A 22,342-nucleotide genomic window follows, 5' to 3' on the forward strand; every position below is an offset into this window, starting at 1 on the left:
CTTGGCTGGCACCGCTGCGCCTGCTCGTGCAAGATGGCGCCCGGTCGGCTTCAGCACTGTCGCTCCTTGCCGATACCCTTGCTGTAACTGGATTCGATCAACAATTTGGAGCGCGCAATGGCTGGCATTCTTGACTCGGTGGATAAACGCACCCAACTGGTGGGCGAGAACCGCCTGGAAATCCTGATGTTTCGCCTGGCCGGGCGGCAGTTATTCGCGATCAACGTGTTCAAGGTGCAGGAAGTCCTGCAGATGCCCAAGCTGACGCTGATGCCACACCGCCATCGCTTTGTCTGTGGAGTGGTCAATCTGCGTGGCCAGACCCTGCCGGTCATCGACCTGTCGCAAGCCATCGGCATGCGCCCGATAGTGCCGGATGAGCGCAGCACCATCATCGTTACCGAGTACAACCGCTCCGTGCAGGCCTTTCTGGTCGGCGGCGTCGATCGCATTCTCAACCTCAACTGGGAATCCATCCTGCCGCCACCGGGTAGTGCGGGGCGTCAGCATTACCTGACGGCGATCACCAAAGTCGAAGAGCAGTTGGTGGAAATCATCGATGTGGAAAAGGTGTTGGCCGAGATCGTGCCCTACAACGCCAAGATTTCCGGCGACCGCTTGGCCGATCCTGTGCTGGAGCGTGCGCGTGGGCGTGAGGTGCTGCTGGTAGACGACTCCAGCGTGGCCCTGGCGCAGTTGCGCGAGACCCTGTCGCAGTTAGGGTTGACGATGCATGTGGCCACCGATGGCCTGAAAGGCTTGAACATGCTGAAAAAATGGGCCGATGCCGGTGAGGTGCTAACCGATAAACTGCTGATGGTCTTCACCGATGCGGAAATGCCCGAGATGGACGGCTATCGTCTGACCACCGAAATCCGACAGGATCCCCGCCTGAAGGACCTCTACGTGGTGCTGCATACCTCGCTGTCGGGTAGTTTCAACGAGGCCATGGTGAAGAAGGTCGGTTGCGACAACTTCCTCTCCAAGTTTCAGCCGGACAAGCTGGTCGACGTGATCCGCGAACGCCTGATGCTCGACGAACCAAGCGCCTAAACCAGCACGGCTGGCGTTGCGCTCGGAGCGAAGCGACAGCCCGCCGTTTTTTTTGCGTTGCGCCGATTGCGGTCAGGCAGCCGCTACTGCTGCTCGCCGAGCCGTTGACGCAGATGCTCGATGCGCTTGCGGTTGACGCCCAAGTCCGAGTAGCCCAAGCGTGAGGCCGAGCGCACATCGACGGCCTGATCGCCGATCAAGAACTCCACGTCATCGACGAAACGCAGCATCTGGCTGCCGAATTCGGCATGCAGGTAATTGGCGTCTTGCTTGATCAGGCGTACCCGGGGTTCGTCGGCCAATAGCTTGACCAGCAGTGCCTGGGTCTGGCTCGGACTGCCCCGCAGTGGCAGCGGCTCGATCCGCTGCTCCGCGTCACTGGCCTGGCTGCTGACGCAGTTGGGCGACTCCGGGCAGGGGGCCAGGCGCCCATCGTGCGTGCCAAGATTCTCGGGCGGGCTGCCGCTACAGCCACTCAGCAGTGCTACCAGGGCAAAACCCAGCGCGGGCTTGTGAGTGGGCTGGGTTACTCGTATAAGGACTTTTTGCCGAACTGGATGCTGGCTCATGTTACGTCTCTCCGGGTTGTACCGTTATTCGCTGAAGTCCGCCATCGCCGAACCACTGACTGAAATTCAGCTGGATGCCCTGGGCGTGGTCGGTGACCGACGCTGGATGCTAGTCGATGCACAGAATGGGCGCTTTCTTACCCAGCGGGCGTTGCCGCATATGAGTCAATTGCTGGCACGGCACAATGTTGCGGGTGGCCTGACCCTGAGCTCGGCTGGTTTTCCTGTACTCGAGGTGCCCTTGCCAGGCGTTGATGCTGCGCTGCGCGGCGTGTTTATCTGGAGTGACAGCCTATATGTGCCGGATGCGGGCGATGAGGCGGCCGAGTGGTTGAGCCGTTTTATCGGCAAGCCCTGTCGACTGGTGCATGTGCCTGCCGAGCGCGCCCGGTTTATCGCGGGTAATCTCAGCGCGGAAGAGAAGGTCGGTTTCGCCGATGGCTTCCCTTTGCTGTTGATCGGCCAGGCTTCGCTGGATGATTTGTCGGTGCGGGTCGGGCGGCCGCTGGAAATGCTGCGTTTTCGGCCGAATCTGGTGGTCGAGGGCGGCGCGGCCTATGTCGAGGACAGTTGGCGGCGTATCCGCATTGGTGGCATCGAGTTTCGCGTGGCCAAGGGCTGCACTCGCTGCATCCTCACTACCCTTGATCCGCTGACCGGCGAGCGCAGTGCCGACCGTGAACCGCTCACCACGCTGAAGAGCTATCGCGCCCGTGATGGCGAGGTGTACTTCGGTCAGAATCTGATCAATCAAGGTGTCGGTGGACTGCAGCTCGGTATGACGGTTGAGGTGTTGGAGTAAGCCACAAACTTCAAGCCATCAGCTGCCAATACACGAGTAATGAGGTGCCTGAGCACCTCATCCTGATTCACCTGCGGCCACCGCCTATTGATCGTCGAAATAACGCTCGTGCCAGGCAATCAGTGGTTGTGGGGCGTTGAGCTTCTGTCCGTAGATCACCGAATAAGACAGCACGTTCTGCACGTACTGACGGGTTTCGTCGAACGGGATGTTCTCGATCCAGACGTCATACGCCAGGTGGTTGGTGCCGCGTAGCCACTGGCGTACACGGCCGGGGCCGGCGTTATAGGCGGCAGAGGCAAGCACGCGGTTGCCGTTGAATTGACCGTAGACCTGGCTCAGGTAGGCGGCGCCGAGCTGGATGTTGGTATCCGGCAGCAAGACATTGTTTGGGTTGCTCAAGGGGATGCCGAACTTGCGGGCGGTCTCCTTGGCGGTCGCCGGCATCAACTGCATCAGGCCCATGGCGCCTACCTGGGACTTGGCATCGGCCATGAAGGCGCTTTCCTGGCGGGTAATGGCAAATAACCAGCTGGAGTGCAGGCCACGTTTCTTCGACTCAATGGTCAGCGGTTCGCGGTGGGCCATGGGGAAGCGCACGTCCAGGTCGTCCCAGTACTGCGCCTGGCTGATGGTGCGAATCGCCGGAAAGTACCACTCCATGTCGTATGCCAGGCGCGCCTGGGCAACCAACTCATCACGGCTGAACAGGCGGCTGACGTGATACCACTCGCGGCGACCATCTACGATCTGGCCGCGTTCGTGGAATTCCATTGCCCGGCGAATACCCGCGGCGTTGCGCACCTTTTGTACGATCTTGGCTGAAAGAAGCAACGGTTTGTTGTTTAGCTGGTAGGGCGCTTTGACCTGATCGGCGGCCATGAAACCGTAGAAGTCGCGCTCCTTGGCCAGGGTTTGGTAGAGCGCTTTCGGCTCCTGGCTGTTGGGCTGGGCCAGTTGCAGGCTGCGTGCCTGCCAATAACGCCAGCGGTTGGTCTGCCCCAGCTCCTCGGGCATTTTGCGGGTCAACTGGTGTGCCTCGTCCCAGCGGCCGAGGCGCAACAGTAGGCGCGCACGCCATTCACTGACGGTATTGTCACGCAGTTGCGGGTCGTACTGCGCCATGACCTTGAGCGCGCGGGCGTCGAAGCGTTTTGCCAGGGTCAGGCCAATTTCACGAGCGATGGCAACTTGCTCGTCGCTGGAAAACTTCATGCGCTTGGCATAGCTATCCAGCAGCGTCAGGGCTTGTTCCGGGTCTTGCCGGGCCAGGCGGCGCAGGCCGAGGCCGACTACATCGGCCATGGCTGAATCGTTGGAGCTGAAGCGAGCGGTTTGGCTGAGGATTTGTGGTTTCTGCGCCACTTCGAGTAACAGCTTGCCGTGGTTGCCCAGGGTTGGCAGTTCCTTGATCAGGTAGCTGGCCAAGCCATAGTTGCGGGTTTCGGCGGCCAATTTGGCGCGTTTCCAGCGCATTTCTTCGGTGAGCTGGCCCTTGGCGGCCCACTGGTCGAACAGGCGATCGCAGGCATTGGGTTGCGACTTGCCGACCAGCCAGAGTTTTTCGGCAGTGGCAAAGCCCTCGGCAAGCATGCCGTGGCCCAGCTGATATTGGCCGTACAAACAATCCAGTTCGGTGAAGTTCAGCGCGGGATCATAGTGGTTGATGAAGGTTTTCCACTCGCCGCGCTCGGCCAGCCAGCGCAGCCAGCGCAATTTCATCCAGCCGGCCTGTGGCAGGTCGCCATGTTCGGCAAGAAATTTCTCAATCTCGTCGTTGCTCGCCCATTTGAGTCGAGCGGTCAGTTCGTCATAGGCCAGGTAAGGCTCCAGCGGGTAATTACGCAGGGCCTGGGCATAGCGTTGATAAGGGGCTTTGTCGCCTTTGGCCAAGGCGGCCTTGGCCACGTCATAGTACTGGCGCTGCTGGGCCAGACTGGCAGCCTGAGTCGCTGCGGTTGTCGCTGCGGTGATGATTAAACAGGAAAGCAGGCAAAACAGACGACCGCGCATGACACATCCGGGTAAGCAAATGAGAGGAGCGACAGTAAGACCGACGCTAGATTCATCTAGCTTAGCCTTTTGCCGGGGGCAGGTGAAAGTCACGCTGCCGACTGGCGGCTTAATGAAAATTGCCCGCAAACTCGGGGCGCTTCTCGGTTAGAATGCGCGCCCAGTTTTTGCCGGGACCTGCGGGCGTCGGCAAATAAGTTTTTTGCGGTGATAAAGCTTCGCAGAATAGGGCTGGAACGCGCAGATAGCTGTTCATTTCTTGCGCTTTCGCAGCCGTTACCTGCTTGTTTATCAGTCGCTGTATTATCGAGGCGTGCCATGACCCTGCTTAAGTTCACCGATGTTTCCCTGGCCTACGGCGCCATGCCGCTGCTAGACAAGGTGTCTTGGCAGATTGCCCGTGGCGAGCGGGCCTGCATCATCGGCCGTAATGGTACCGGCAAATCGAGCATGTTGAAGCTGGTCAAAGGCGACCAGAAGCCTGACGACGGCTCGGTCTGGCGCGCACCGGGGTTGAAGATCGGCGAATTACCGCAGGAGCTGCCAGTTGCCGACGGACGGACAGTCTTCGATGTGGTTTCCCAGGGCCTGGACGGTGTCGGCGAACTGCTTGCGCAGTATCACCACCTGAGCCAGAACATCGTCACCGATGCCGATCTGGACAAGCTCATGCATGTCCAGCATGACCTCGAAGCCCGTGACGGTTGGCGGTTGCAGCAACTGGTCGATAGCACCTTGAGTCGTTTGCAGTTGCCGGCCGACAAGACCCTGGCTGAACTGTCCGGTGGCTGGCGTCGGCGGGTGTTGTTGGCCCAGGCGCTGGTCTCCGAGCCGGACCTGCTGTTGCTTGACGAGCCAACCAACCACCTGGACATCGGTGCCATCGCCTGGCTGGAAGAGGCGTTGTTGGGCTTCAACGGCGCCGTGTTGTTCATAACCCACGACCGGGCCTTCCTGCAGAACCTGGCCACGCGCATTCTCGAGTTGGATCGCGGCGGCTTGATCGACTGGGATGGCGACTACGCCAGTTTCCTGGTGCACAAAGAGGCCACCCTGGCTGCCGAAGAAACGGCCAACGCGCTGTTCGACAAGCGCCTGGCCCAGGAAGAAGTGTGGATTCGTCAGGGCATCAAGGCGCGTCGCACCCGTAACGAAGGGCGCGTGCGGGCCTTGAAAGCGTTGCGGGTCGAGCGCAGCGAGCGCCGTGAACGTACCGGCAAAGCCAATATCCTGCTGGATACCGCCGATAAATCCGGTAAGCAGGTGATGGTGCTGGAGAACGTCAGTTTCGCCCATCCGGGTGGCCCGATGCTGATCAACGATTTCTCCATGGTGCTGCAGCGTGAGGACCGTATCGGCCTGCTCGGCGCCAACGGCACCGGCAAAACCACGTTGTTGAAGTTGATGCTCGGCGGCTTGCAGCCAACTGGTGGCAGCGTCAAGGAGGGCACGCGCATCGACGTGGCTTACTTCGACCAGCTACGTCATCAGCTCGACCTGGAAAAAACCGTGATCGATAACGTCGCCGAAGGCCGCGACTTCATCGATATCGATGGGCAAAGCCGGCACGTGCTGAGCTACCTGGGCGACTTCCTGTTCAGCCCGCAGCGTGCTCGCACGCCAGTCAAGGCGTTGTCGGGTGGCGAGCGTGCGCGCCTGTTGCTGGCCAAGCTGTTCAGCAAGCCAGCCAACCTGCTGGTACTCGACGAACCGACCAACGACCTCGACGTAGAAACCCTCGAGTTGCTTGAAGAGGTGTTGTTGACGTTCAAGGGCACCGTGCTGATGGTCAGTCACGACCGGGCATTCCTCGACAATGTGGTGACCAGCACCCTGGTATTCGAGGGCGAGGGCAAGGTTCGCGAATACGTTGGCGGTTATCAGGACTGGCTGCGTCAGGGCGGTTCACCGCGTTTGCTCGGGGTTGGCGAAACCAAGGGCGGTAAGGCCGAATTGGCTTCAGCGGTAGTCGAAGCATCGCCTGCCCCTGCACCCGAGGGGGCCGCGGTCGTAAAGAAGAAGCTCAGTTACAAGGTGCAGCGTGAGCTGGAGTTGCTTCCCGCGCAGATCGACGCGCTGGAGGTGCAGATAGCGGCATTGGAGGCGCAGATCGGTGCCCCGGCTTTTTACCAGCAATCTGCGGAAAAAAGTGCCGAGGTGTTGGCTCGTTTGCAAAGCCAGCAGCAGGAACTGGATAAACTGCTGGAGCGTTGGGCCGAACTGGAAGGCTGAGTCCGACTGCCGCAGTGGCTGATTATCCCCAAGCAGAACCTCAAAACGTCTGGCGGAGACACGCATGGCCATCGAGTATCGGATTACTCTCGACGATAATCATGAGTTCAGTTACAGGATCGAACTGGACCGCGTGTATGACTCCGCTCAGGTCCATGACGCGCCCAGCTGGACGCGCTTGGGCCACCAGCAGTGCAGCAATTGCCCGCTGAGCAGGAGCGACTTCAGTCACTGCCCGGCAGCGGTTGATTTGCATCGGGTGATCGAGGATTTTCAAGGTCTGCCGGCCTTCAAGAAAGCTATGGTCTGGGTGCGCACGCCAGAGCGTGAATACACCAAGCAGGTCGGTCTGGAAGAGGGCTTGCGTGCGCTGCTCGGGGTGATCATGGCGACCAGTGCTTGTCCGGTGTTGGGCAAGCTCAAACCGATGGCGCAGAATCACCTGCCGTTCGCCAATAATCAGGAGTTCATCCTGCGCGCAGTTTCGCTGTACCTGGCCCGGCAGTACTTCAATTTCCGCGAAGGGCGTCTTGCGGATTGGGAGCTCAAGGGTTTGGTGCGCATGTTCCAGCAGTTGCAGTTGGTCAATCAGGCGTTCTGGCAGCGGATTCACGACACCTGTGAGGGCGACTCGAATCTCAAGGCCTTTCTGACCTTCTTTTCCATGTCATCGAGCATGACCTATTCGCTGGAAACTCAGTTGCAGAAGATTCGTCCGTTGGTAATGAGCGCGGGCGACAATTTCGAATGATCCTGGAGCGAATGAGGCATGGCGCCTCATTCGCCAGGTGTGCGCTACTCGGGTTTCTTCAGGCGTACAGCCAGCACGTCGCAGGGTGCGCCGTGCAGCACGTCATTGGCGGTGGAGCCGAGCAGTAATGCCAGGCCGTGGCGGCCATGGCTGCCAACGATGATCAGGTCGCAACTTTGCTCTTCAGCCAGGCGGTGTATTTCCTGGCGGGGCTGGCCATAAGCCAGATGGCGTTGATCTGCAGCCAGATCGGGATACTTTCCGGCAAAACTGTCCAGACGTTCGCGGGCTTGCTCGAATTGCTGCTGTTGCAGCATCGACAAATCCATTGGCACATCACCGCCAAACGCCATGGCCATGGGTTCGACTATATGGACCACAGATAGTTTTGCGTGACTGCTCGAGGCCAGCTTCTGCGCGCGCTTCATGACTGGGTCGCATTCTTCGGTTAGGTCGACAGCGACCAGAATATGCTGGTAAGGCATGGGTGGTTCCTTCTAAGGGTGACCGATGGTGATAAGTATGGCCGCATTGAGCGCTTGTAACAGGGTTATACCAGCGAGATAAATTTATGCCCACATGGATCATATTGTTGCTTCTGGCTTTTGTGCTTAGCCCACTGGCCATGCTGATGCCGTCGCGGCGACAGCGTGGGCGGATGGATGTACGTTTGCAAGCGCGGCGCATGGGGTTGGCGATGCAGTTGTCGCGCGAGCAATGGCCGCACTGGCTGGCCATTGAGCCGCCGGGCCAGTGTCCGCAATATCACCGGGCGCGACGTCGTGGCCATGAAGATTGCTGGTGCTACTGGCAGGCTGAACCCGGACAGTGGCTGAATCAATGGCGCGAGCTTTGCGACGATGTGCCATTGGCCGAACAATTGGCCAGCCTTCCGGTCGATGTGTACAAGGTCGAGGCAACCGCACAGATGATTGCGCTGTATTGGGGGGAGCGGGAAGGATCGGACTCGCTGCCGACGATTGCCAGTTTCTTGCTTGCGCGTGCTTGAGTGACCGCCCATTGAGGCGTCAGGCAATCAAGAAAGAAAACCCGATGCAAGCACCGGCTTATAAATGTGGCCAGGCAGGCCGGAAAGGTCGAATGAGCCATGCACCGAGTGCGCGCTGGTCCGGATCTGCATGTCCGTGTATTGGCTGGAAGCCTCTTCAGGCCTTCTAATGATGCTGTTGGAATACTTGTTCGTCAGAAATGGCGCGCTGCTTTCATGGCAATTGCCAAGCGATTATTCAATAAGCGTCACTGGCTGCTGATGCTATGGAGCGACAGCTTGATTTTCCGGCTGTTCTACGGGGGGCGGTTCCAGGCGCTCCAGTTTTGTCGGCGAACGCCTTGACCATTACTTCCAGTGTTCGCGCTTCCCCAGCGCTATAAATGGTCGCGACTAGCGAAGCATAGTCGAGCACAAATGCTGCGTCAGCAGGTTTTGCTCGCGGCATTACGGGGTCAGTGCCGCGGTGCGGCGTCTATCTTCTTGTTCGATTGTGTCATATGGCACTGCTGGCGGAGTGCCGTCAATTGTGGTCGCTGGTTGCCAGGTCGGCCACCGGCTACACGTCAGTGAATGCCTTGGTTTTCGCTGCGCTGATGGCCTTCCATGCTGCTGTACATAAAAGTCTCTGAGCCTTTTTGTGCGCCTTGGCGCAGTTGAGGCGGTCTCGCCAAGCTGCTGGAGGGCTCGGTGGCATGGGCCGCTGTTGTCGGTTAGTTGTCGGATCTTTTCTGTATATCGGTACTGATGATCACCTGATCGCTTCAAAATAAGACTGTCCATCAGCCGAAATCCTCGCTCGGGCAGTCGCCGATGCATCAAGCTACACGCGACCAATTGACAATCTGCAGCTTTTCCTTGAAGGTGGGCACACCCGAATCAAACGGGCGTATGAATTGAGCGTTTGCTGAAAAAGGCAACGCCAATCCAGTCCGATTATCGCGTCGGCGGGTGTGCCAGGCTCATAGCGCTACTCTCTCAAACGGCTGAGCCGTGGGGTAGCAAGCTGGTTGGCTCCGATGTGTACTGTTCAGCTTCCATATCGTGGAGATCAGTTGATGATTTACGAAGGTAAAGCCATCACGGTTAAGGCTCTTGAGAGCGGCATAGTCGAATTGAAATTCGACCTCAAGGGTGAGTCCGTCAACAAATTCAACCGTCTAACCCTTAACGATCTGCGTCAGTCGGTTGATGCAATCAAGGCCGATGGTTCGATCAAGGGCGTGATTGTCACCAGTGGCAAAGACGTATTCATTGTCGGCGCCGATATCACCGAGTTCGTCGACAACTTCAAGTTGCCGGATGATGAGCTGGTGGCTGGCAACCTCGAAGCCAACAAGATCTTCAGTGATTTTGAAGACCTCGATTTCCCGACAGTCGTCGCAATCAACGGCATCGCTCTCGGCGGTGGTTTTGAAATGTGCCTGGCGGCGGATTATCGGGTCATGGCCGACAGCGCCAAAGTGGGCCTGCCGGAAGTCAAACTGGGTCTGTACCCAGGTTTCGGTGGCACCGTGCGTCTGCCGCGTTTGATCGGTACCGACAATGCGGTCGAGTGGATTGCCTCGGGCAAAGAGAACGGCGCAGGCGATGCCCTGAAAGTAGGTGCGGTCGATGCAGTAGTGGTCGCCGACAAGCTTCAGGCGGCTGCGCTGGATCTGGTCAAGCGCGCTATCTCCGGCGAACTTGACTACAAAGCCAAGCGTCAGCCGAAGCTGGATAAGCTCAAGCTGAATGCCATCGAACAGATGATGTGCTTCGAAACCGCCAAGGGCTTCGTTGCAGGCCAGGCCGGCCCGAATTATCCGGCCCCGGTCGAAGCGATCAAGACCATTCAGAAAGCTGCCAACTTTGGCCGTGACAAGGCCCTGGAAGTGGAAGCCGCTGGTTTCGTCAAGCTGGCCAAGACCTCGGTTGCCGCCAGCCTGATCGGGCTGTTCCTGAATGATCAGGAACTGAAGAAAAAAGCCAAGCATTACGACGAAATCGCCAAAGACGTGAAACTGGCTGCCGTCCTTGGTGCCGGCATCATGGGTGGCGGTATCGCCTACCAGTCGGCGGTCAAGGGTACGCCGATCCTGATGAAGGATATCCGTGAAGACGGTATCCAGATGGGTCTGAACGAAGCCTCCAAGTTGCTCGGCAATCGCGTGGCCAAGGGCCGCCTGACCGCAGCGAAGATGGCCGAAGCCCTCAACGCCATCCGTCCGACCCTGTCCTACGGCGATTTCGCCAACGTCGACATCGTCGTCGAAGCCGTGGTCGAGAACCCCAAGGTCAAGCAAGCGGTACTGGCCGAAGTAGAAGGCGCGGTGAAGGAAGATACGATCCTCGCGTCCAACACCTCGACCATTTCCATCAGCCTGCTGGCCAAGGCGCTCAAGCGTCCAGAAAACTTCGTCGGCATGCACTTCTTCAACCCGGTGCACATGATGCCGCTGGTCGAAGTTATCCGTGGTGAAAAGTCCAGCGAGGTGGCGGTTGCCACTACGGTGGCTTACGCCAAGAAGATGGGCAAGACCCCGGTTGTAGTCAACGACTGCCCGGGCTTCCTGGTCAACCGTGTGCTGTTTCCCTACTTTGGTGGCTTCTCCAAGCTGCTCGAGCTCGGTGTCGACTTCGTGCGTATCGACAAGGTGATGGAGAAATTCGGTTGGCCCATGGGCCCGGCGTACCTATCCGATGTGGTCGGTATCGATACCGGTCACCACGGTCGTGACGTGATGGCCGAAGGCTTCCCGGATCGCATGGCGGTCGAAGGCCGTACCGCGGTCGACGTGATGTATGAAGCGGACCGCCTGGGCCAGAAGAACGGCAAGGGTTTCTACTCGTACGAAATGGACAAGCGCGGCAAGCCGAAGAAGGTCATCGACCCTGTGGCTTACGAGTTGCTCAAGTCCATCGTCACCGAACAGCGTGAAGTGACCGATGAAGACATCGTCAACTTCATGATGATCCCGCTGTGCATGGAAACCGTTCGTTGCCTGGAAGACGGTATCGTCGAGACTGCTGCCGAGGCCGATATGGGCCTGGTCTACGGCATTGGCTTCCCGCCGTTCCGTGGTGGCGCACTGCGTTACATCGACAGCGTCGGTGTCGCCGAATTCGTGACCCTGGCCGACAAGTACGCCGATCTGGGCGCGCTGTACACCCCGACTGCCAAGCTTCGCGAAATGGCCGCCAATGGCCAGAAGTTTTTCGGTTAATCGCGCACAGACTAGAGCGAGAGTGAATTTATGAGCCTGAATCCTAGAGATGCAGTGATCGTCGACTTCGGTCGTAGCCCGATGGGGCGTTCCAAGGGCGGCATGCATCGCAACACCCGTGCCGAAACCCTGTCGGCCAACCTGATCAGCGGCTTGCTGACACGTAACACCAAGGTCGATCCGGCCGAAGTGGAAGACGTGATCTGGGGCTGCGTCAACCAGACCCTGGAGCAGGGCTGGAACGTCGCGCGCATGGCGTCGCTGATGACCCAGATTCCGCACACCAGCGCTGCGCAGACGGTCAGCCGTCTGTGTGGTTCCTCCATGAGCGCCCTGCACACTGCCGTGCAGGCGATCCAGACCGGCAACGGCGACGTGTTCGTCATCGGTGGTGTCGAGCACATGGGCCACGTCGGCATGATGCATGGCGTCGATCCGAACCCGCACCTGTCGCTGTATGCCGCCAAGGCGTCCGGCATGATGGGTCTGACTGCGGAAATGCTTGGCAAGATGCACGGCATCAACCGCGAGCAACAGGACGCTTTCGGTGAGCGTTCGCACCGCCTGGCGCAAAAGGCCACCGTCGAAGGCAAGTTCAAGGATGAAATTATCCCGATGCAGGGCTACGACGAGAACGGCTTCCTGAAGGTATTCGACTACGACGAAACCATTCGTCCGGAGACCACCCTGGAAAGCCTGGCTGCCCTGAAGCCGGCGTTCAACCCGAAGGGTGGCATCGTGACTGCGGGTACTTCCTCGCAGATCACTGATGGCGCTTCCTGCATGATCGTCATGTCTGCCCAGCGCGCCAAGGATCTCGGCATCCAGCCGATGGCCGTGGTACGTGCCATGGCGGTCGCCGGTGTCGATCCGGCGATCATGGGTTACGGCCCGGTACCCGCCACTCAGAAAGCCCTCAAGCGCGCGGGTCTGAGCATCAATGACATCGACTTCTTCGAGCTCAACGAAGCCTTCGCCGCACAGGCCCTGCCGGTGCTGAAGGATCTGAAAGTGCTCGACAAGATGGAAGAGAAGGTCAACCTGCACGGCGGCGCGATTGCGCTTGGTCACCCATTCGGTTGTTCCGGTGCGCGTATCTCCGGTACCCTGTTGAACGTGATGAAGCAGAATGGTGGCACTTTTGGTGTGTCGACCATGTGCATCGGCCTCGGTCAGGGCATTACCACTGTCTTCGAACGCCTTTAAGCGTTCACAGACGAAAAACCGGGGCCTCGTGCCCCGGTTTTTGTTTGTCGACGGGAAAAAAATTCAAGGAATTTAGCGATGCAATTACAGCCCGGCCTTTATCGCCACTACAAGGGACCCGAGTACCGCGTATTTGGCATAGCCCGGCATTCCGAGGAAGAGCAGCAAGTAGTGGTCTATCAGGCGCTATACGGCGAGTACGGCTTGTGGGTGCGCCCGCTGGAGATGTTTTGTGAACGCGTCGAAGTGGATGGCGAGTTGGTTCCACGCTTTACTCTAATTCAGGCCGAAACAAGCCTTTTCGACCGGACCTGAACGCAGGTCGCGCTATTGCTGCGCTTGACCTCAGCCTGAGCGCCACTATATATAGCGGTGCCGCGCTGGCCGGCTATTGAAAACCATGCGCTGGATCGTGCAGCGTTGAACGCGGCCGCAGAAGGCTTCTTTACAGCATGTAAACTCCGCTTCTTCGGTTGAATTCACCTCGTAAGTTATTGGCGCGCACTATTTTCAACAGTCTGTATGGCGCCTCTCGCCTTTCATTTATCGAATTTCAGGAAACTTCCAATCCATGGGCAAATCGCTGGTCATCGTGGAATCCCCGGCCAAGGCCAAGACCATCAACAAGTATCTGGGCGACCAGTACGTGGTGAAGTCGAGCATCGGCCACATCCGTGACCTGCCTACCAGCGGCTCGGCAAGTGCTGCCAAGGAACCGGTCAAGCGGGGCAAGGCGGCGGCTGGTGAAGTGCCGGCGTTATCGCCCAAGGAAAAGGCCAAGCGCCAACTGGTGGCGCGCATGGGGGTCGATCCCGAACAGGGCTGGAAAGCCAAGTACGAAATCCTCCCGGGCAAGGAAAAGGTTGTCGAAGAACTGCGCCGGTTGGCCAAGGATGCCGACACCATCTATCTCGCAACCGACTTGGATCGCGAGGGGGAAGCTATTGCCTGGCACCTGCGCGAATCCATTGGTGGCGACGAAAGCCGCTACAAGCGCGTGGTATTCAACGAGATCACCAAGAAGGCCATTCAAGAGGCCTTTTCCAAGCCGGGCGAGCTGGACATCAATCGGGTCAATGCCCAGCAAGCGCGGCGCTTCCTCGACCGTGTAGTGGGCTACATGGTCTCGCCATTGTTGTGGGCCAAGATTGCGCGTGGTCTTTCTGCGGGCCGGGTGCAGTCGGTGGCAGTGAAGTTGGTGGTTGAGCGCGAGACAGAGATTCGCGCCTTCGTTCCTGAAGAGTATTGGGACGTGCACGCCGATCTCGGCACGACCAAGGGCGCCAATGTGCGCTTCGAGGTGGCCCGCGAAAACGGTGCTGCCTTCAAACCGCTGAACGAAGCTCAAGCGATGGCCGCCCTGGCCACGCTCGAGGCGTCTAGCTACAGCATTACCAAGCGTGAAGACAAACCGACCAGCAGCAAACCTTCGGCGCCGTTCATCACCTCCACCCTGCAGCAGGCGGCGAGCAACCGCCTGGGCTTCGGGGTGAAGAAGACCATGATGATGGCCCAGCGTCTGTACGAGGCTGGTTACATCACCTACATGCGTACCGACTCGACCAACCTGTCGGCCGATGCGGTGAGCATGGTGCGTGACTTCATCGAGGGCGAGTTCGGCAAGAAATACCTGCCGGCCAACCCGATTGCCTACAGCAGCAAGGAAGGCGCGCAGGAGGCGCACGAGGCGATTCGTCCGTCTGATGTCAACCTCAAGCCAACCCAGCTAGCCAAAATGGAGCGTGACGCCGAGCGCCTGTATGAGCTCATCTGGCGCCAGTTCGTGGCATGCCAGATGCCGCCTGCCGAGTACCTGTCGACCACCGTGACCGTCACTGCCGCGCAGTTTGAATTGCGCGCCAAGGGCCGCATTCTCAAGTTCGACGGTTACACCCAGGTATTGCCTCAAATGAGCAAACCGGGCGACGACGATGTCTTGCCGGACATGGCCAAGGGCGATGCGATCAAACTGATAAAACTCGATCCGAGTCAGCATTTCACCAAGCCACCGGCACGTTATTCGGAAGCCAGCCTGGTCAAGGAGATGGAGAAACGCGGTATCGGTCGTCCGTCGACCTATGCGGCAATCATCTCGACCATTCAGGATCGCGGCTATGTCGCACTGCACAACCGGCGTTTCTATTCGGAAAAGATGGGCGACATCGTTACCGGACGTCTGAGCGAAAGCTTCTCCAACCTGATGGACTACGGCTTTACTGCCGGCATGGAAGAGAACCTGGATGATGTGGCCCAGGGCGAGCGCGAGTGGAAGCATGTGCTCGACGAGTTCTATGGCGACTTCAAGAAAAAACTCGAAGTAGCCGAGGCCAGCGACAGTGGCATGCGTGCCAACTTGCCGACGCCGACCGATATCCCATGCCGTGAGTGCGGTCGGCCGATGATGATACGTACTGCCTCCACCGGGGTTTTCCTCGGTTGTTCCGGGTATGCGTTGCCGCCGAAAGAGCGCTGCAAATCGACCATCAATCTGGTGCCTGGCGATGAAGTCGCCGCGGACGATGAGGGCGAGTCGGAGTCGCTGGTGCTGCTCGGCAAGCATCGCTGCGACAAGTGCGGCACCGCCATGGATGCCTATCTGCTCGACGAGACGCGCAAGCTGCATATCTGTGGCAACAACCCGGATTGCACGGGCTACGAGATCGAACAGGGTCAATACCGGATCAAGGGTTACGAAGGCCCAAGCCTGGAGTGCGACAAGTGCGGCAGCCAGATGCAGCTGAAAACCGGGCGTTTCGGCAAGTTCTTCGGTTGCACCAACACTGAGTGCAAGAACACCCGCAAGCTGCTGAAAAGCGGTGAAGCCGCTCCGCCGAAGATGGACCCGGTGAAGATGCCGGAGCTCAAGTGCGAGAAGGTCAATGACACCTATATCTTGCGCGACGGCGCGGCGGGTTTGTTCCTGGCGGCCAGTCAGTTCCCGAAAAATCGCGAGACCCGTGCGCCGTTGGTGCTGGAACTGATCCCGCATAAGGACGAAATCGACCCCAAGTATCACTTCCTCTGTGATGCGCCGAAGAAAGACCCTGAAGGTCGCGCGGCGGTTATTCGCTTCAGTCGCAAGACCAAAGAGCAGTACGTGCAGACCGAGGTCGATGGCAAGCCTACCGGCTGGCGTGCCTTCTATGATGGCGGCAAGTGGAAGGTCGAAGAGAAGGGATGATCGGGACAAGGTGCGCGTCTGCAGGCAGCAGGCGCGCGTATAGTGGCCTGATCGGTCTGTAGTGGAGGGCGCCTTGATGGCCCATGAACTGTACACCCGTACCAACCAGAAGCTCTTCTATGCCGGCCTGTCGCTGGAGTCCTGGCGCGTTGCGCAGGAGGGGCGAGCAGTCAACTCTTTGGCCCTGATACAAGCTGAGCGTGAGGCTGCCCTATTCCATCTCTATGGGGCGCTGCTGGGGCTGTGTCACGAGATTGCCGGTTACTACCGCCTGCCTGAAAGTAATGCAGCACGGGCCGAGCAGTTGCTGGACAAGGCACTGCTGGATGCTGCTCCCAGCCCTGAGTTGGCCGAGCTTATCGAGTTGGCGCAGCAGCCGGAAACCTGGCTGGCTCAGCTGCTGAAGGCTTATGGCGAACTGTTTCAGCCGCCGCAGGCGGCGAAAAAGGTCAAGGTCGACCCGCGTACTCCCTTGATCGTAGCGGTTAGCCTGGATCAGGAGGCGCCGCCACTGGCGCGTGAAACGCTGGAGGTTTGGCGACAGGAGTTGAAGGGGTTGGCCAAGCGCTTTCGCGAGTCGTTGAGTGAGTGGTGAGTCGAGTTTGGATAAGCGGTCTAGGGTGAGCCTTGGACGACTGTTACAATGCCGGCCTTTCGTGGAGAACCAGCCCTATGCCTACATCCTACCTTGAGATCGTCGAGTTGCCCGATGGGCGCATTGCACTGCGTCGTGCAGAAGACGAAGAAACCTTGGTGGTGCTGGACTTTTCCGCTGATGCCAAGGAATTTCTGCAGGGTCAGCACATCGAGGTAGCCAAGGCTATGCTCAGTGTCGGCGTGCAAATGGCGGGAAAATTGGCTGAAGGTGATCTTGACCATGCACAAGGCCCGCGTGTGCTGCACTGATTGCGGGTGGGTTGTCTCGACGCTAATATTGCTATCAGCAGCTGGTTCTAGGTGTTGTGGCTGGTATATGTGCCTGGTTGATGGTGTCGTCTCATGCACAGTCCTTGTGCCATTGCCCGCGATTTTTACCCCAGACTGATGTTGAGGCTTTGCGCTTTGCCCTGTCGTGCGGCCTGCTCCAGTTGCTCCCGAGCATGCTGTTCAAGAGGGTGAAACCAGCTGACGACTGTATGGCTACGGCCCAGCTTCAGTGCCTCCTGAGCCAGTTGCAAGGCACTTTGTTTGCCGCGAGGATGGAGTAACAGAATGCGTTCGCGGTTGAGCCCGGCTTCGCGCAGCCAGGTTTGCGTCAGGCTGCTGGGCGGGGCAATCAGGCTCAGCCAGCGCGCATCTTTGTTCTGGCTCAGCTCGCGGAGAATTGGCGCGAGCAGGTTCAGACAGTGACCTGCAGTACCACGTAGCGACATTTCACTGAAGGCTTCGGGGTTCTCCTGCCAGGGTGACTCCACAATCTGATTCAGCCGTGGCGTCACTGCTGAAGCCATTAGCCCCTCGAATAGTGGTAACTGTGTACGCTTTAGTGATTGCGGGGACTGCATAGAACCTCCTCTGGCAGGCGGTGGGAAACTACCTGCGTTTTGCCCTCTTGGTGTCAAAGCTCGGGGCGTTTAAAACGGCCTCACAGCCATTGCGTGACTCGCCTGAACGAAACCTGAGTGGGCGAGTGAAGCGAGGCAGGTGCACGTTTAGCGAGGGAAGCAGCTCTTTTGACCTGCTGTAGTTGCCCTGCCTCCGGCTACTGACTTGGCTCCACTGCGTGCGTCCTTCTTGCCCCGTGCGGGTGATCACGGCCGGTTACGGGTTGCAGGAGTCTGCTAACGACGGATAACACCGACACTTAAACCTTCGATAATTAGCTCCTGCTCTTCCAGGTTCACTTCAATGGGGGCGAACTCGGGATTTTCGGCAATCAACCAGACCTTGTTGCCTTCGCGCTTGAAGCGCTTGACCGTCACTTCGTCATCGATGCGGGCTACCACTATTTGCCCGTTGTGAGCTTCACGGGTGGTGTGCACGGCCAGCAGGTCCCCGTCGAGAATACCAATGTCCTTCATGCTCATGCCGCGCACGCGTAGCAGGTAGTCGGCCTTGGGGTGGAAAAACTCGGGGTTGATCCGGCATGAGTCTTCAATATTCTGCTGCGCTAGAATGGGTGCGCCGGCGGCGACGCGGCCGATCACGGGTAAGCCCTCTTCCGTGTTGTTCGGTTCGTAGCCAGGGATGCGAATGCCACGTGAGGCGCCGGGGGTCATTTCGATTGCCCCTTTGCGGGCCAGGGCCTTGAGGTGTTCTTCTGCGGCATTGGGTGACTTGAAACCAAGTGCCTGAGCGATTTCCGCCCGGGTTGGCGGATAGCCGTTGTCGTCAAGGCAGTGCTTGATGAAGGCGAGAATTTCAGCTTGGCGTGGCGTCAGTTTCAGCATGTTGGACTCTGTTTTTTTATACAGTGACTGGGATTATATACAGTGATCGGGGGTTGGCAATCCTCCATTTTTCTTCTTGGCTTAAATGCGCTGCTTGTTGTTTGATCCGCTCTGCGGGTTACTTGCTGAACTGACGAGCACATCAGCTGTTGTTTGCTGCTGATCCATGACTGTCCGGCCATATAATGGCTTGCGTGACTTGACAAGATGGTGGGTCGAAACGTATGTTTCAAACAAGTGTTTGTCAGGTAGGTAGTCATGGCTCAGTCGGAAACCGTTGAACGCATTCTCGATGCAGCGGAGCAGTTGTTCGCAGAAAAAGGTTTCGCGGAAACTTCATTACGGCTGATCACCAGCAAGGCTGGAGTCAACCTGGCAGCGGTGAACTATCATTTTGGTTCCAAAAAAGCGCTGATCCAGGCCGTGTTCTCGCGCTTTCTCGGTCCTTTCTGCAGCAGCCTCGAGCGCGAGCTGGACCGTCGCCAGGCCAAGCAGGAAGTGAAGGTCAGTCTTGAGGAATTACTCGAGTTGTTGGTGGATCAGGCGCTGGCCGTGAAACCGCGTAGTGGCAACGACTTGTCGATATTCATGCGTCTGTTGGGTTTGGCCTTCAGCCAGAGCCAGGGTCACCTGCGCAAATACCTGGAAGAGGTGTATGGCAAAGTCTTCCGCCATTACATGCTCCTGGTGCATGAAGCCGCACCGCGTCTCCCTCCGCTTGAGTTGTTCTGGCGCGTGCATTTCATGCTCGGCGCTGCGGCATTCAGCATGTCCGGGATCAAGGCATTGCGCGCCATGGCCGAGACCGACTTCGGGGTGAGCACCTCGATCGAGCAGGTCATGCGCATGATGGTGCCATTCCTGGCGGCTGGCATGCGTTCGGAAAGCGGTGTGAGCGATGAGGTTCTGGCCGCTGCTCAACTCAAACCGCGCGTCAAGAGCGCTGGCCTACCCGCCAAGGTTTGATGTCGCGCTTGTGGGCTTGGCCAGCCCGATCCGCTAAGCTAGTCGCCCATGCGCGACCTCGACTTTCTACATCTCTCTCTCGCTGATCAGTGCCTGTACGGTTTTGCCGACGGGCAGTTGATATTGCGCCTGCCTGTGTCTACCGCCCTCAATGGTCCGGGCGAGCTGAATGGCTCCGGCTGCACGCCGCGTGGATTGCATCGAGTGCGGGCGAAGATCGGCGAAGGCTTGCCGCTGAGGGCGGTATTGCGGGGCCGGCGCTGGACGGGCGAGGTCTGGTCGCCGGCTCTGGCTGCGCAATTTCCCGGGCGCGACTGGATTCTCACGCGAATCATCTGGCTCAGTGGTTGTGAGGTGGGGCGCAATCGACTAGGGGAGGTCGATACCTTCCGCCGCTATATCTATTTGCACGGTACGCCGGACACTGAGCCCATGGGCGTGCCGCGCTCCCACGGCTGCGTGCGGCTACGCAATGCCGATCTGCTGTCGCTGTTCCCGCTCGTCCCTGTGCAATGTGCCGTGCAGATCGACGAGGCGGCCTGTCCGCTCTGGGCGGCGGCGTCACTTTAGTTAAGGATTATTTGTGAGTTCACCCCTGCAAGGCTCGTTGATGCTGGATATTGCCGGCACTTGGTTGACCGCCGAAGATCGCCAGATCCTGCGCCAGCCCGAAGTGGCTGGCTTGATCCTGTTCGGGCGCAATATCGAGCACCCGAGGCAGGTGCGCGAGTTGTCGGCTGCGATTCGCGCGGTACGCCCGGATCTGCTCCTGGCCGTCGATCAGGAGGGCGGGCGGGTGCAGCGTCTGCGTCAGGGTTTTGTACGGTTACCGGCGATGCGTGCAATTGCCGATAACGCCAATGCCGACGTCTTGGCCGAGCACTGTGGCTGGTTGATGGCCATCGAAGTGTTGGCCGCGGGGCTGGATCTGAGCTTTGCGCCGGTGTTGGATCTGGATCATCAGCGCAGTGTCGTGGTTGGCAGTCGGGCCTTTGAGGCAGATGTACCGCGTGTTACACAGTTGGCCGCAGCGTTTATTCGCGGCATGAGCGCGGCAGGTATGGCTGCGACAGGCAAGCATTTCCCCGGGCATGGCTGGGCCGAGGCCGACTCCCATGTGGCGATTCCAGTGGATGAACGCAGCCTCGAGCAAATTCGCACCTGCGATCTGCAGCCGTTCGCTCAATTGAGTCGGCAGCTGGCCGCGGTGATGCCGGCGCATGTGATCTACCCGCAGGTCGATGACCAGCCTGCGGGCTTCTCGCGGCGCTGGTTGCAGGAAATTCTGCGTGGTGAGTTGCAGTTCACCGGGGTGATTTTCAGCGATGATTTGTCGATGGCCGGGGCCCATGTGGTGGGCGACGCGGCTTGTCGCATCGAAGCGGCACTGACAGCGGGCTGCGACATGGGGCTGGTCTGCAATGATCGCGCGGCCGCGGAGTTGGCGCTGAACGCATTGCAGCGTTTGCAGGTGGTCACTCCGCCAGGTTTGGCGCGTATGCGTCGCCAGGCTTTCCCTGGTATGGAATATCGGCAGAGCCCGCGCTGGCTGGAAGCAGTCGGCGCGTTACGCGCCGCGCAATTAATCGACTGAGGAGAGTTTGATGACTGTCTACGCCATAATCGGCGGTACTGGTTTGACCCGGCTTGATGGGCTGACCATTAAAGCTGCGCTGCATGTTGATACCCCCTACGGTGCTCCCTCGGCACCGGTATTGCGGGGTGAGTATGCCGGCCGGGAAGTGTTGTTTCTTGCCCGCCATGGACACCCGCACCGGATCCCGCCGCATCAGGTGAACTATCGCGCTAATCTCTGGGCGCTCCGGCAGTCGGGTGCCAAGGCGATTATTGCGGTGAATGCGGTTGGTGGCATCCAGGCGGCCATGGGCACTGGGCATTTCTGTCTGCCGCACCAGATAATCGACTACACCTCGGGGCGTGAGCACACCTTTTATGAGGGTGAGCTGGAACATGTCACCCATGTGGATTTCAGCCACCCTTACGATGCTGGGTTGCGGGAGAAACTGGCCGGAGCGCTAGCTGCCGAGCGTTGCGCTTTTAGCGCGCAGGGAGTCTATGGTTGCACCCAGGGGCCGCGCCTGGAGACGGTTGCCGAGATCGCCCGGATGGAACGTGATGGTTGCGATATCGTCGGTATGACCGGCATGCCCGAGGCGGTTCTGGCGCGGGAGCTGGCGTTGCCTTATGCCTGTCTGGCGTTGGTGGTGAACCCGGCGGCGGGTAAATCCAATGTGTTGATTACCATGGCCGCGATCGAGCGCGCCCTGGACGAGGGCATGGACCGGGTCAAGGCCGTCTTGGCCAATGTGCTGGCCGGCTGAGCATTTTGACTGTGAATAAAAGGGTCGCTATCGCGGCCCTTTTTTTGTGCAGGCAAGACGCCATGCGTACCGTTTAAAGCGGGTTGATGCGCACCAGCAGGCCGAGGCTGCCGTGATCGAGGTAGGTCAGTTCGCCGCTTTGCAGGCGCGCGCTGTGCTTGATCAGTTCGCTGCTGCTAAGCAGGCCGCTACCATCGAAGCGGTTGACCCACAGCTTGGCGTCCAGGTCGATAAGGCGATCCTGCTTGAGATTCAGGGTGCCTTCTACCGGAAAATGGCCGAATTGTTCAGTGCCTGTGCTCAGCGCCACTCTGGTGGGGCTGGCGCCGATGCTCTGCGCCCAGGCTTTGTGCAGTAGCACGTTATAGCCGTTCGCCGGGGTGAGTTTGCCCGCTTCATTATTCAGCGAGGTGGCGCGCTCCTGGTTGGGGTCGATTGGCAATGCGCCTTGTGCCCAATCGTCGGGGGCGGGGCGGGCGGCGGCTAGTTGCTGCGTTGTTTGCCGGAAGACGATGATTTCAACCTGAAACAGGGTCTCGGCTAAGGCGGCAGTGCTGCTCAGTAGCGAGAACAGGATAAGCGGCAGCAAAGCCAGGGTGCGGAGTGCGCGCATGGGTCAGTC

General features: G+C 59.0%; 22 protein-coding genes. 15 read left to right on the top strand and 7 right to left on the bottom strand.

The genetic code is table 11. From position 1 onward, the window contains the following. Nucleotides 1-117: 117 nt before the first annotated feature. Complete coding sequence (locus tag VCJ09_RS09695; protein WP_079201617.1) at nt 118-1,053, top strand: chemotaxis protein CheV; 936 nt, start codon at nt 118-120, stop codon at nt 1,051-1,053. An 83-nt stretch (nt 1,054-1,136) separates the two neighbouring features. Here VCJ09_RS09695 and VCJ09_RS09700 read toward each other — a convergent pair whose 3' ends face one another. Further along, on the bottom strand, nt 1,137-1,622 hold the full coding sequence (locus VCJ09_RS09700; RefSeq protein ID WP_324734137.1) for a DUF1499 domain-containing protein: 486 nt from the start codon (nt 1,620-1,622) through the stop codon (nt 1,137-1,139). Here VCJ09_RS09700 and VCJ09_RS09705 point away from each other — a divergent pair. Beyond that, on the top strand, nt 1,621-2,424 hold the full coding sequence (locus VCJ09_RS09705) for an MOSC domain-containing protein (protein ID WP_324734138.1): 804 nt from the start codon (nt 1,621-1,623) through the stop codon (nt 2,422-2,424). The two genes, VCJ09_RS09700 and VCJ09_RS09705, sit on opposite strands and share 2 nt — an antisense overlap. Nucleotides 2,425-2,508: 84 nt before the next feature. On the opposite strand, the gene VCJ09_RS09710 is transcribed toward VCJ09_RS09705, so the two are convergent. Continuing rightward, nucleotides 2,509-4,437, bottom strand: a complete 1,929-nt coding sequence (locus VCJ09_RS09710) for a transglycosylase SLT domain-containing protein (protein ID WP_324734139.1) — start codon at nt 4,435-4,437, stop codon at nt 2,509-2,511. A gap of 109 nt (nt 4,438-4,546) precedes the next feature. After that, nucleotides 4,547-4,693 (bottom strand): hypothetical protein, encoded by a 147-nt coding sequence (locus VCJ09_RS09715; RefSeq protein ID WP_324734140.1) that lies wholly within the window; start codon nt 4,691-4,693, stop codon nt 4,547-4,549. A gap of 62 nt (nt 4,694-4,755) precedes the next feature. On the opposite strand from VCJ09_RS09715, the gene VCJ09_RS09720 reads away from it, so the two are divergent. Together VCJ09_RS09720 and VCJ09_RS09725 are read left to right on the top strand one after the other, a co-directional pair. After that, the gene (locus VCJ09_RS09720) at nt 4,756-6,669 is read left to right on the top strand and encodes an ATP-binding cassette domain-containing protein (RefSeq protein WP_324734141.1); all 1,914 of its coding nucleotides are present in this window, start codon (nt 4,756-4,758) and stop codon (nt 6,667-6,669) included. Between the two features lie 64 nt (nt 6,670-6,733). Beyond that, entirely contained in the window at nt 6,734-7,420 is a 687-nt protein-coding gene (locus VCJ09_RS09725; protein ID WP_324734142.1) for a DUF6901 family protein, read from the top strand. A gap of 44 nt (nt 7,421-7,464) precedes the next feature. On the opposite strand, the gene VCJ09_RS09730 is transcribed toward VCJ09_RS09725, so the two are convergent. Continuing rightward, nucleotides 7,465-7,905 (bottom strand): universal stress protein, encoded by a 441-nt coding sequence (locus VCJ09_RS09730; RefSeq protein ID WP_079201623.1) that lies wholly within the window; start codon nt 7,903-7,905, stop codon nt 7,465-7,467. An 86-nt stretch (nt 7,906-7,991) separates the two neighbouring features. Between VCJ09_RS09730 and VCJ09_RS09735 the strand changes: the two genes are divergently transcribed. From VCJ09_RS09735 to VCJ09_RS09765, 7 genes are all read left to right on the top strand, one after another. Beyond that, complete coding sequence (locus VCJ09_RS09735) at nt 7,992-8,429, top strand: hypothetical protein (protein ID WP_079201624.1); 438 nt, start codon at nt 7,992-7,994, stop codon at nt 8,427-8,429. A 1,058-nt stretch (nt 8,430-9,487) separates the two neighbouring features. Beyond that, entirely contained in the window at nt 9,488-11,635 is a 2,148-nt protein-coding gene (gene fadB, locus VCJ09_RS09740) for a fatty acid oxidation complex subunit alpha FadB (RefSeq protein WP_079201626.1), read from the top strand. Nucleotides 11,636-11,665: 30 nt separating this feature from the next. Further along, nucleotides 11,666-12,841 (top strand): acetyl-CoA C-acyltransferase FadA, encoded by a 1,176-nt coding sequence (gene fadA, locus VCJ09_RS09745; RefSeq protein ID WP_324734143.1) that lies wholly within the window; start codon nt 11,666-11,668, stop codon nt 12,839-12,841. 78 nt (nt 12,842-12,919) lie between these two features. Next, nucleotides 12,920-13,156, top strand: coding sequence for a DUF1653 domain-containing protein (locus tag VCJ09_RS09750; RefSeq protein WP_324734144.1), 237 nt, complete (start codon nt 12,920-12,922; stop codon nt 13,154-13,156). A 256-nt stretch (nt 13,157-13,412) separates the two neighbouring features. Further along, nucleotides 13,413-16,022 carry a type I DNA topoisomerase gene (gene topA, locus VCJ09_RS09755; RefSeq protein WP_324734145.1) on the top strand — a complete coding sequence of 870 codons (2,610 nt, stop codon included), beginning with the start codon at nt 13,413-13,415 and terminating at the stop codon, nt 16,020-16,022. 76 nt (nt 16,023-16,098) lie between these two features. Beyond that, nucleotides 16,099-16,617 carry a DUF6586 family protein gene (locus VCJ09_RS09760; RefSeq protein WP_324734146.1) on the top strand — a complete coding sequence of 173 codons (519 nt, stop codon included), beginning with the start codon at nt 16,099-16,101 and terminating at the stop codon, nt 16,615-16,617. Between the two features lie 77 nt (nt 16,618-16,694). After that, nucleotides 16,695-16,928 carry a hypothetical protein gene (locus VCJ09_RS09765; RefSeq protein WP_324734147.1) on the top strand — a complete coding sequence of 78 codons (234 nt, stop codon included), beginning with the start codon at nt 16,695-16,697 and terminating at the stop codon, nt 16,926-16,928. 125 nt (nt 16,929-17,053) lie between these two features. Here VCJ09_RS09765 and sulA read toward each other — a convergent pair whose 3' ends face one another. Then, on the bottom strand, nt 17,054-17,527 hold the full coding sequence (sulA, locus tag VCJ09_RS09770) for an SOS-induced cell division inhibitor SulA (RefSeq protein ID WP_324734148.1): 474 nt from the start codon (nt 17,525-17,527) through the stop codon (nt 17,054-17,056). Between the two features lie 276 nt (nt 17,528-17,803). Beyond that, nucleotides 17,804-18,412, bottom strand: coding sequence for a transcriptional repressor LexA (gene lexA / locus VCJ09_RS09775; RefSeq protein ID WP_324734149.1), 609 nt, complete (start codon nt 18,410-18,412; stop codon nt 17,804-17,806). A 258-nt stretch (nt 18,413-18,670) separates the two neighbouring features. On the opposite strand from lexA, the gene VCJ09_RS09780 reads away from it, so the two are divergent. Genes VCJ09_RS09780 through VCJ09_RS09795 form a run of 4 tightly spaced genes read left to right on the top strand, consistent with a single transcriptional unit; the run spans nt 18,671 to nt 21,720 of the window. Further along, nucleotides 18,671-19,378 (top strand): TetR/AcrR family transcriptional regulator, encoded by a 708-nt coding sequence (locus tag VCJ09_RS09780; RefSeq protein ID WP_079201634.1) that lies wholly within the window; start codon nt 18,671-18,673, stop codon nt 19,376-19,378. Between the two features lie 48 nt (nt 19,379-19,426). Beyond that, nucleotides 19,427-19,948: a L,D-transpeptidase gene (locus VCJ09_RS09785; RefSeq protein WP_324734150.1), complete on the top strand. Its 522-nt coding sequence runs from the start codon at nt 19,427-19,429 to the stop codon at nt 19,946-19,948. Between the two features lie 25 nt (nt 19,949-19,973). After that, complete coding sequence (nagZ, locus tag VCJ09_RS09790) at nt 19,974-20,972, top strand: beta-N-acetylhexosaminidase (RefSeq protein ID WP_324734636.1); 999 nt, start codon at nt 19,974-19,976, stop codon at nt 20,970-20,972. A gap of 10 nt (nt 20,973-20,982) precedes the next feature. Continuing rightward, the gene (locus VCJ09_RS09795) at nt 20,983-21,720 is read left to right on the top strand and encodes an S-methyl-5'-thioinosine phosphorylase (protein ID WP_079201637.1); all 738 of its coding nucleotides are present in this window, start codon (nt 20,983-20,985) and stop codon (nt 21,718-21,720) included. Between the two features lie 73 nt (nt 21,721-21,793). Here VCJ09_RS09795 and VCJ09_RS09800 read toward each other — a convergent pair whose 3' ends face one another. Beyond that, complete coding sequence (locus VCJ09_RS09800; RefSeq protein WP_324734151.1) at nt 21,794-22,333, bottom strand: CsiV family protein; 540 nt, start codon at nt 22,331-22,333, stop codon at nt 21,794-21,796. Nucleotides 22,334-22,342 lie beyond the last annotated feature (9 nt).

It is taken from the genome of Pseudomonas paeninsulae (assembly GCF_035621475.1).
GTDB lineage: Bacteria > Pseudomonadota > Gammaproteobacteria > Pseudomonadales > Pseudomonadaceae > Aquipseudomonas > Aquipseudomonas paeninsulae.

What these genes read in the sequence shown, in the direction of transcription:
- VCJ09_RS09720 (WP_324734141.1), top strand. Translation starts at nt 4,756, where the DNA reads ATGACCCTGCTTAAGTTCACCGATGTTTCCCTGGCCTACGGCGCCATG.
- VCJ09_RS09765 (WP_324734147.1), top strand. Translation starts at nt 16,695, where the DNA reads ATGCCTACATCCTACCTTGAGATCGTCGAGTTGCCCGATGGGCGCATT.
- VCJ09_RS09795 (WP_079201637.1), top strand. Translation starts at nt 20,983, where the DNA reads ATGACTGTCTACGCCATAATCGGCGGTACTGGTTTGACCCGGCTTGAT.
- VCJ09_RS09800 (WP_324734151.1), bottom strand. Translation starts at nt 22,333, where the DNA reads ATGCGCGCACTCCGCACCCTGGCTTTGCTGCCGCTTATCCTGTTCTCG.
- VCJ09_RS09715 (WP_324734140.1), bottom strand. Translation starts at nt 4,693, where the DNA reads ATGAACAGCTATCTGCGCGTTCCAGCCCTATTCTGCGAAGCTTTATCA.
- fadA (WP_324734143.1), top strand. Translation starts at nt 11,666, where the DNA reads ATGAGCCTGAATCCTAGAGATGCAGTGATCGTCGACTTCGGTCGTAGC.
- VCJ09_RS09725 (WP_324734142.1), top strand. Translation starts at nt 6,734, where the DNA reads ATGGCCATCGAGTATCGGATTACTCTCGACGATAATCATGAGTTCAGT.
- lexA (WP_324734149.1), bottom strand. Translation starts at nt 18,412, where the DNA reads ATGCTGAAACTGACGCCACGCCAAGCTGAAATTCTCGCCTTCATCAAG.
- VCJ09_RS09750 (WP_324734144.1), top strand. Translation starts at nt 12,920, where the DNA reads ATGCAATTACAGCCCGGCCTTTATCGCCACTACAAGGGACCCGAGTAC.
- VCJ09_RS09700 (WP_324734137.1), bottom strand. Translation starts at nt 1,622, where the DNA reads ATGAGCCAGCATCCAGTTCGGCAAAAAGTCCTTATACGAGTAACCCAG.
- VCJ09_RS09705 (WP_324734138.1), top strand. Translation starts at nt 1,621, where the DNA reads ATGTTACGTCTCTCCGGGTTGTACCGTTATTCGCTGAAGTCCGCCATC.
- topA (WP_324734145.1), top strand. Translation starts at nt 13,413, where the DNA reads ATGGGCAAATCGCTGGTCATCGTGGAATCCCCGGCCAAGGCCAAGACC.
- VCJ09_RS09785 (WP_324734150.1), top strand. Translation starts at nt 19,427, where the DNA reads ATGCGCGACCTCGACTTTCTACATCTCTCTCTCGCTGATCAGTGCCTG.
- VCJ09_RS09710 (WP_324734139.1), bottom strand. Translation starts at nt 4,437, where the DNA reads ATGCGCGGTCGTCTGTTTTGCCTGCTTTCCTGTTTAATCATCACCGCA.
- VCJ09_RS09735 (WP_079201624.1), top strand. Translation starts at nt 7,992, where the DNA reads ATGCCCACATGGATCATATTGTTGCTTCTGGCTTTTGTGCTTAGCCCA.
- VCJ09_RS09730 (WP_079201623.1), bottom strand. Translation starts at nt 7,905, where the DNA reads ATGCCTTACCAGCATATTCTGGTCGCTGTCGACCTAACCGAAGAATGC.
- VCJ09_RS09780 (WP_079201634.1), top strand. Translation starts at nt 18,671, where the DNA reads ATGGCTCAGTCGGAAACCGTTGAACGCATTCTCGATGCAGCGGAGCAG.
- sulA (WP_324734148.1), bottom strand. Translation starts at nt 17,527, where the DNA reads ATGCAGTCCCCGCAATCACTAAAGCGTACACAGTTACCACTATTCGAG.
- fadB (WP_079201626.1), top strand. Translation starts at nt 9,488, where the DNA reads ATGATTTACGAAGGTAAAGCCATCACGGTTAAGGCTCTTGAGAGCGGC.
- VCJ09_RS09695 (WP_079201617.1), top strand. Translation starts at nt 118, where the DNA reads ATGGCTGGCATTCTTGACTCGGTGGATAAACGCACCCAACTGGTGGGC.
- VCJ09_RS09760 (WP_324734146.1), top strand. Translation starts at nt 16,099, where the DNA reads ATGGCCCATGAACTGTACACCCGTACCAACCAGAAGCTCTTCTATGCC.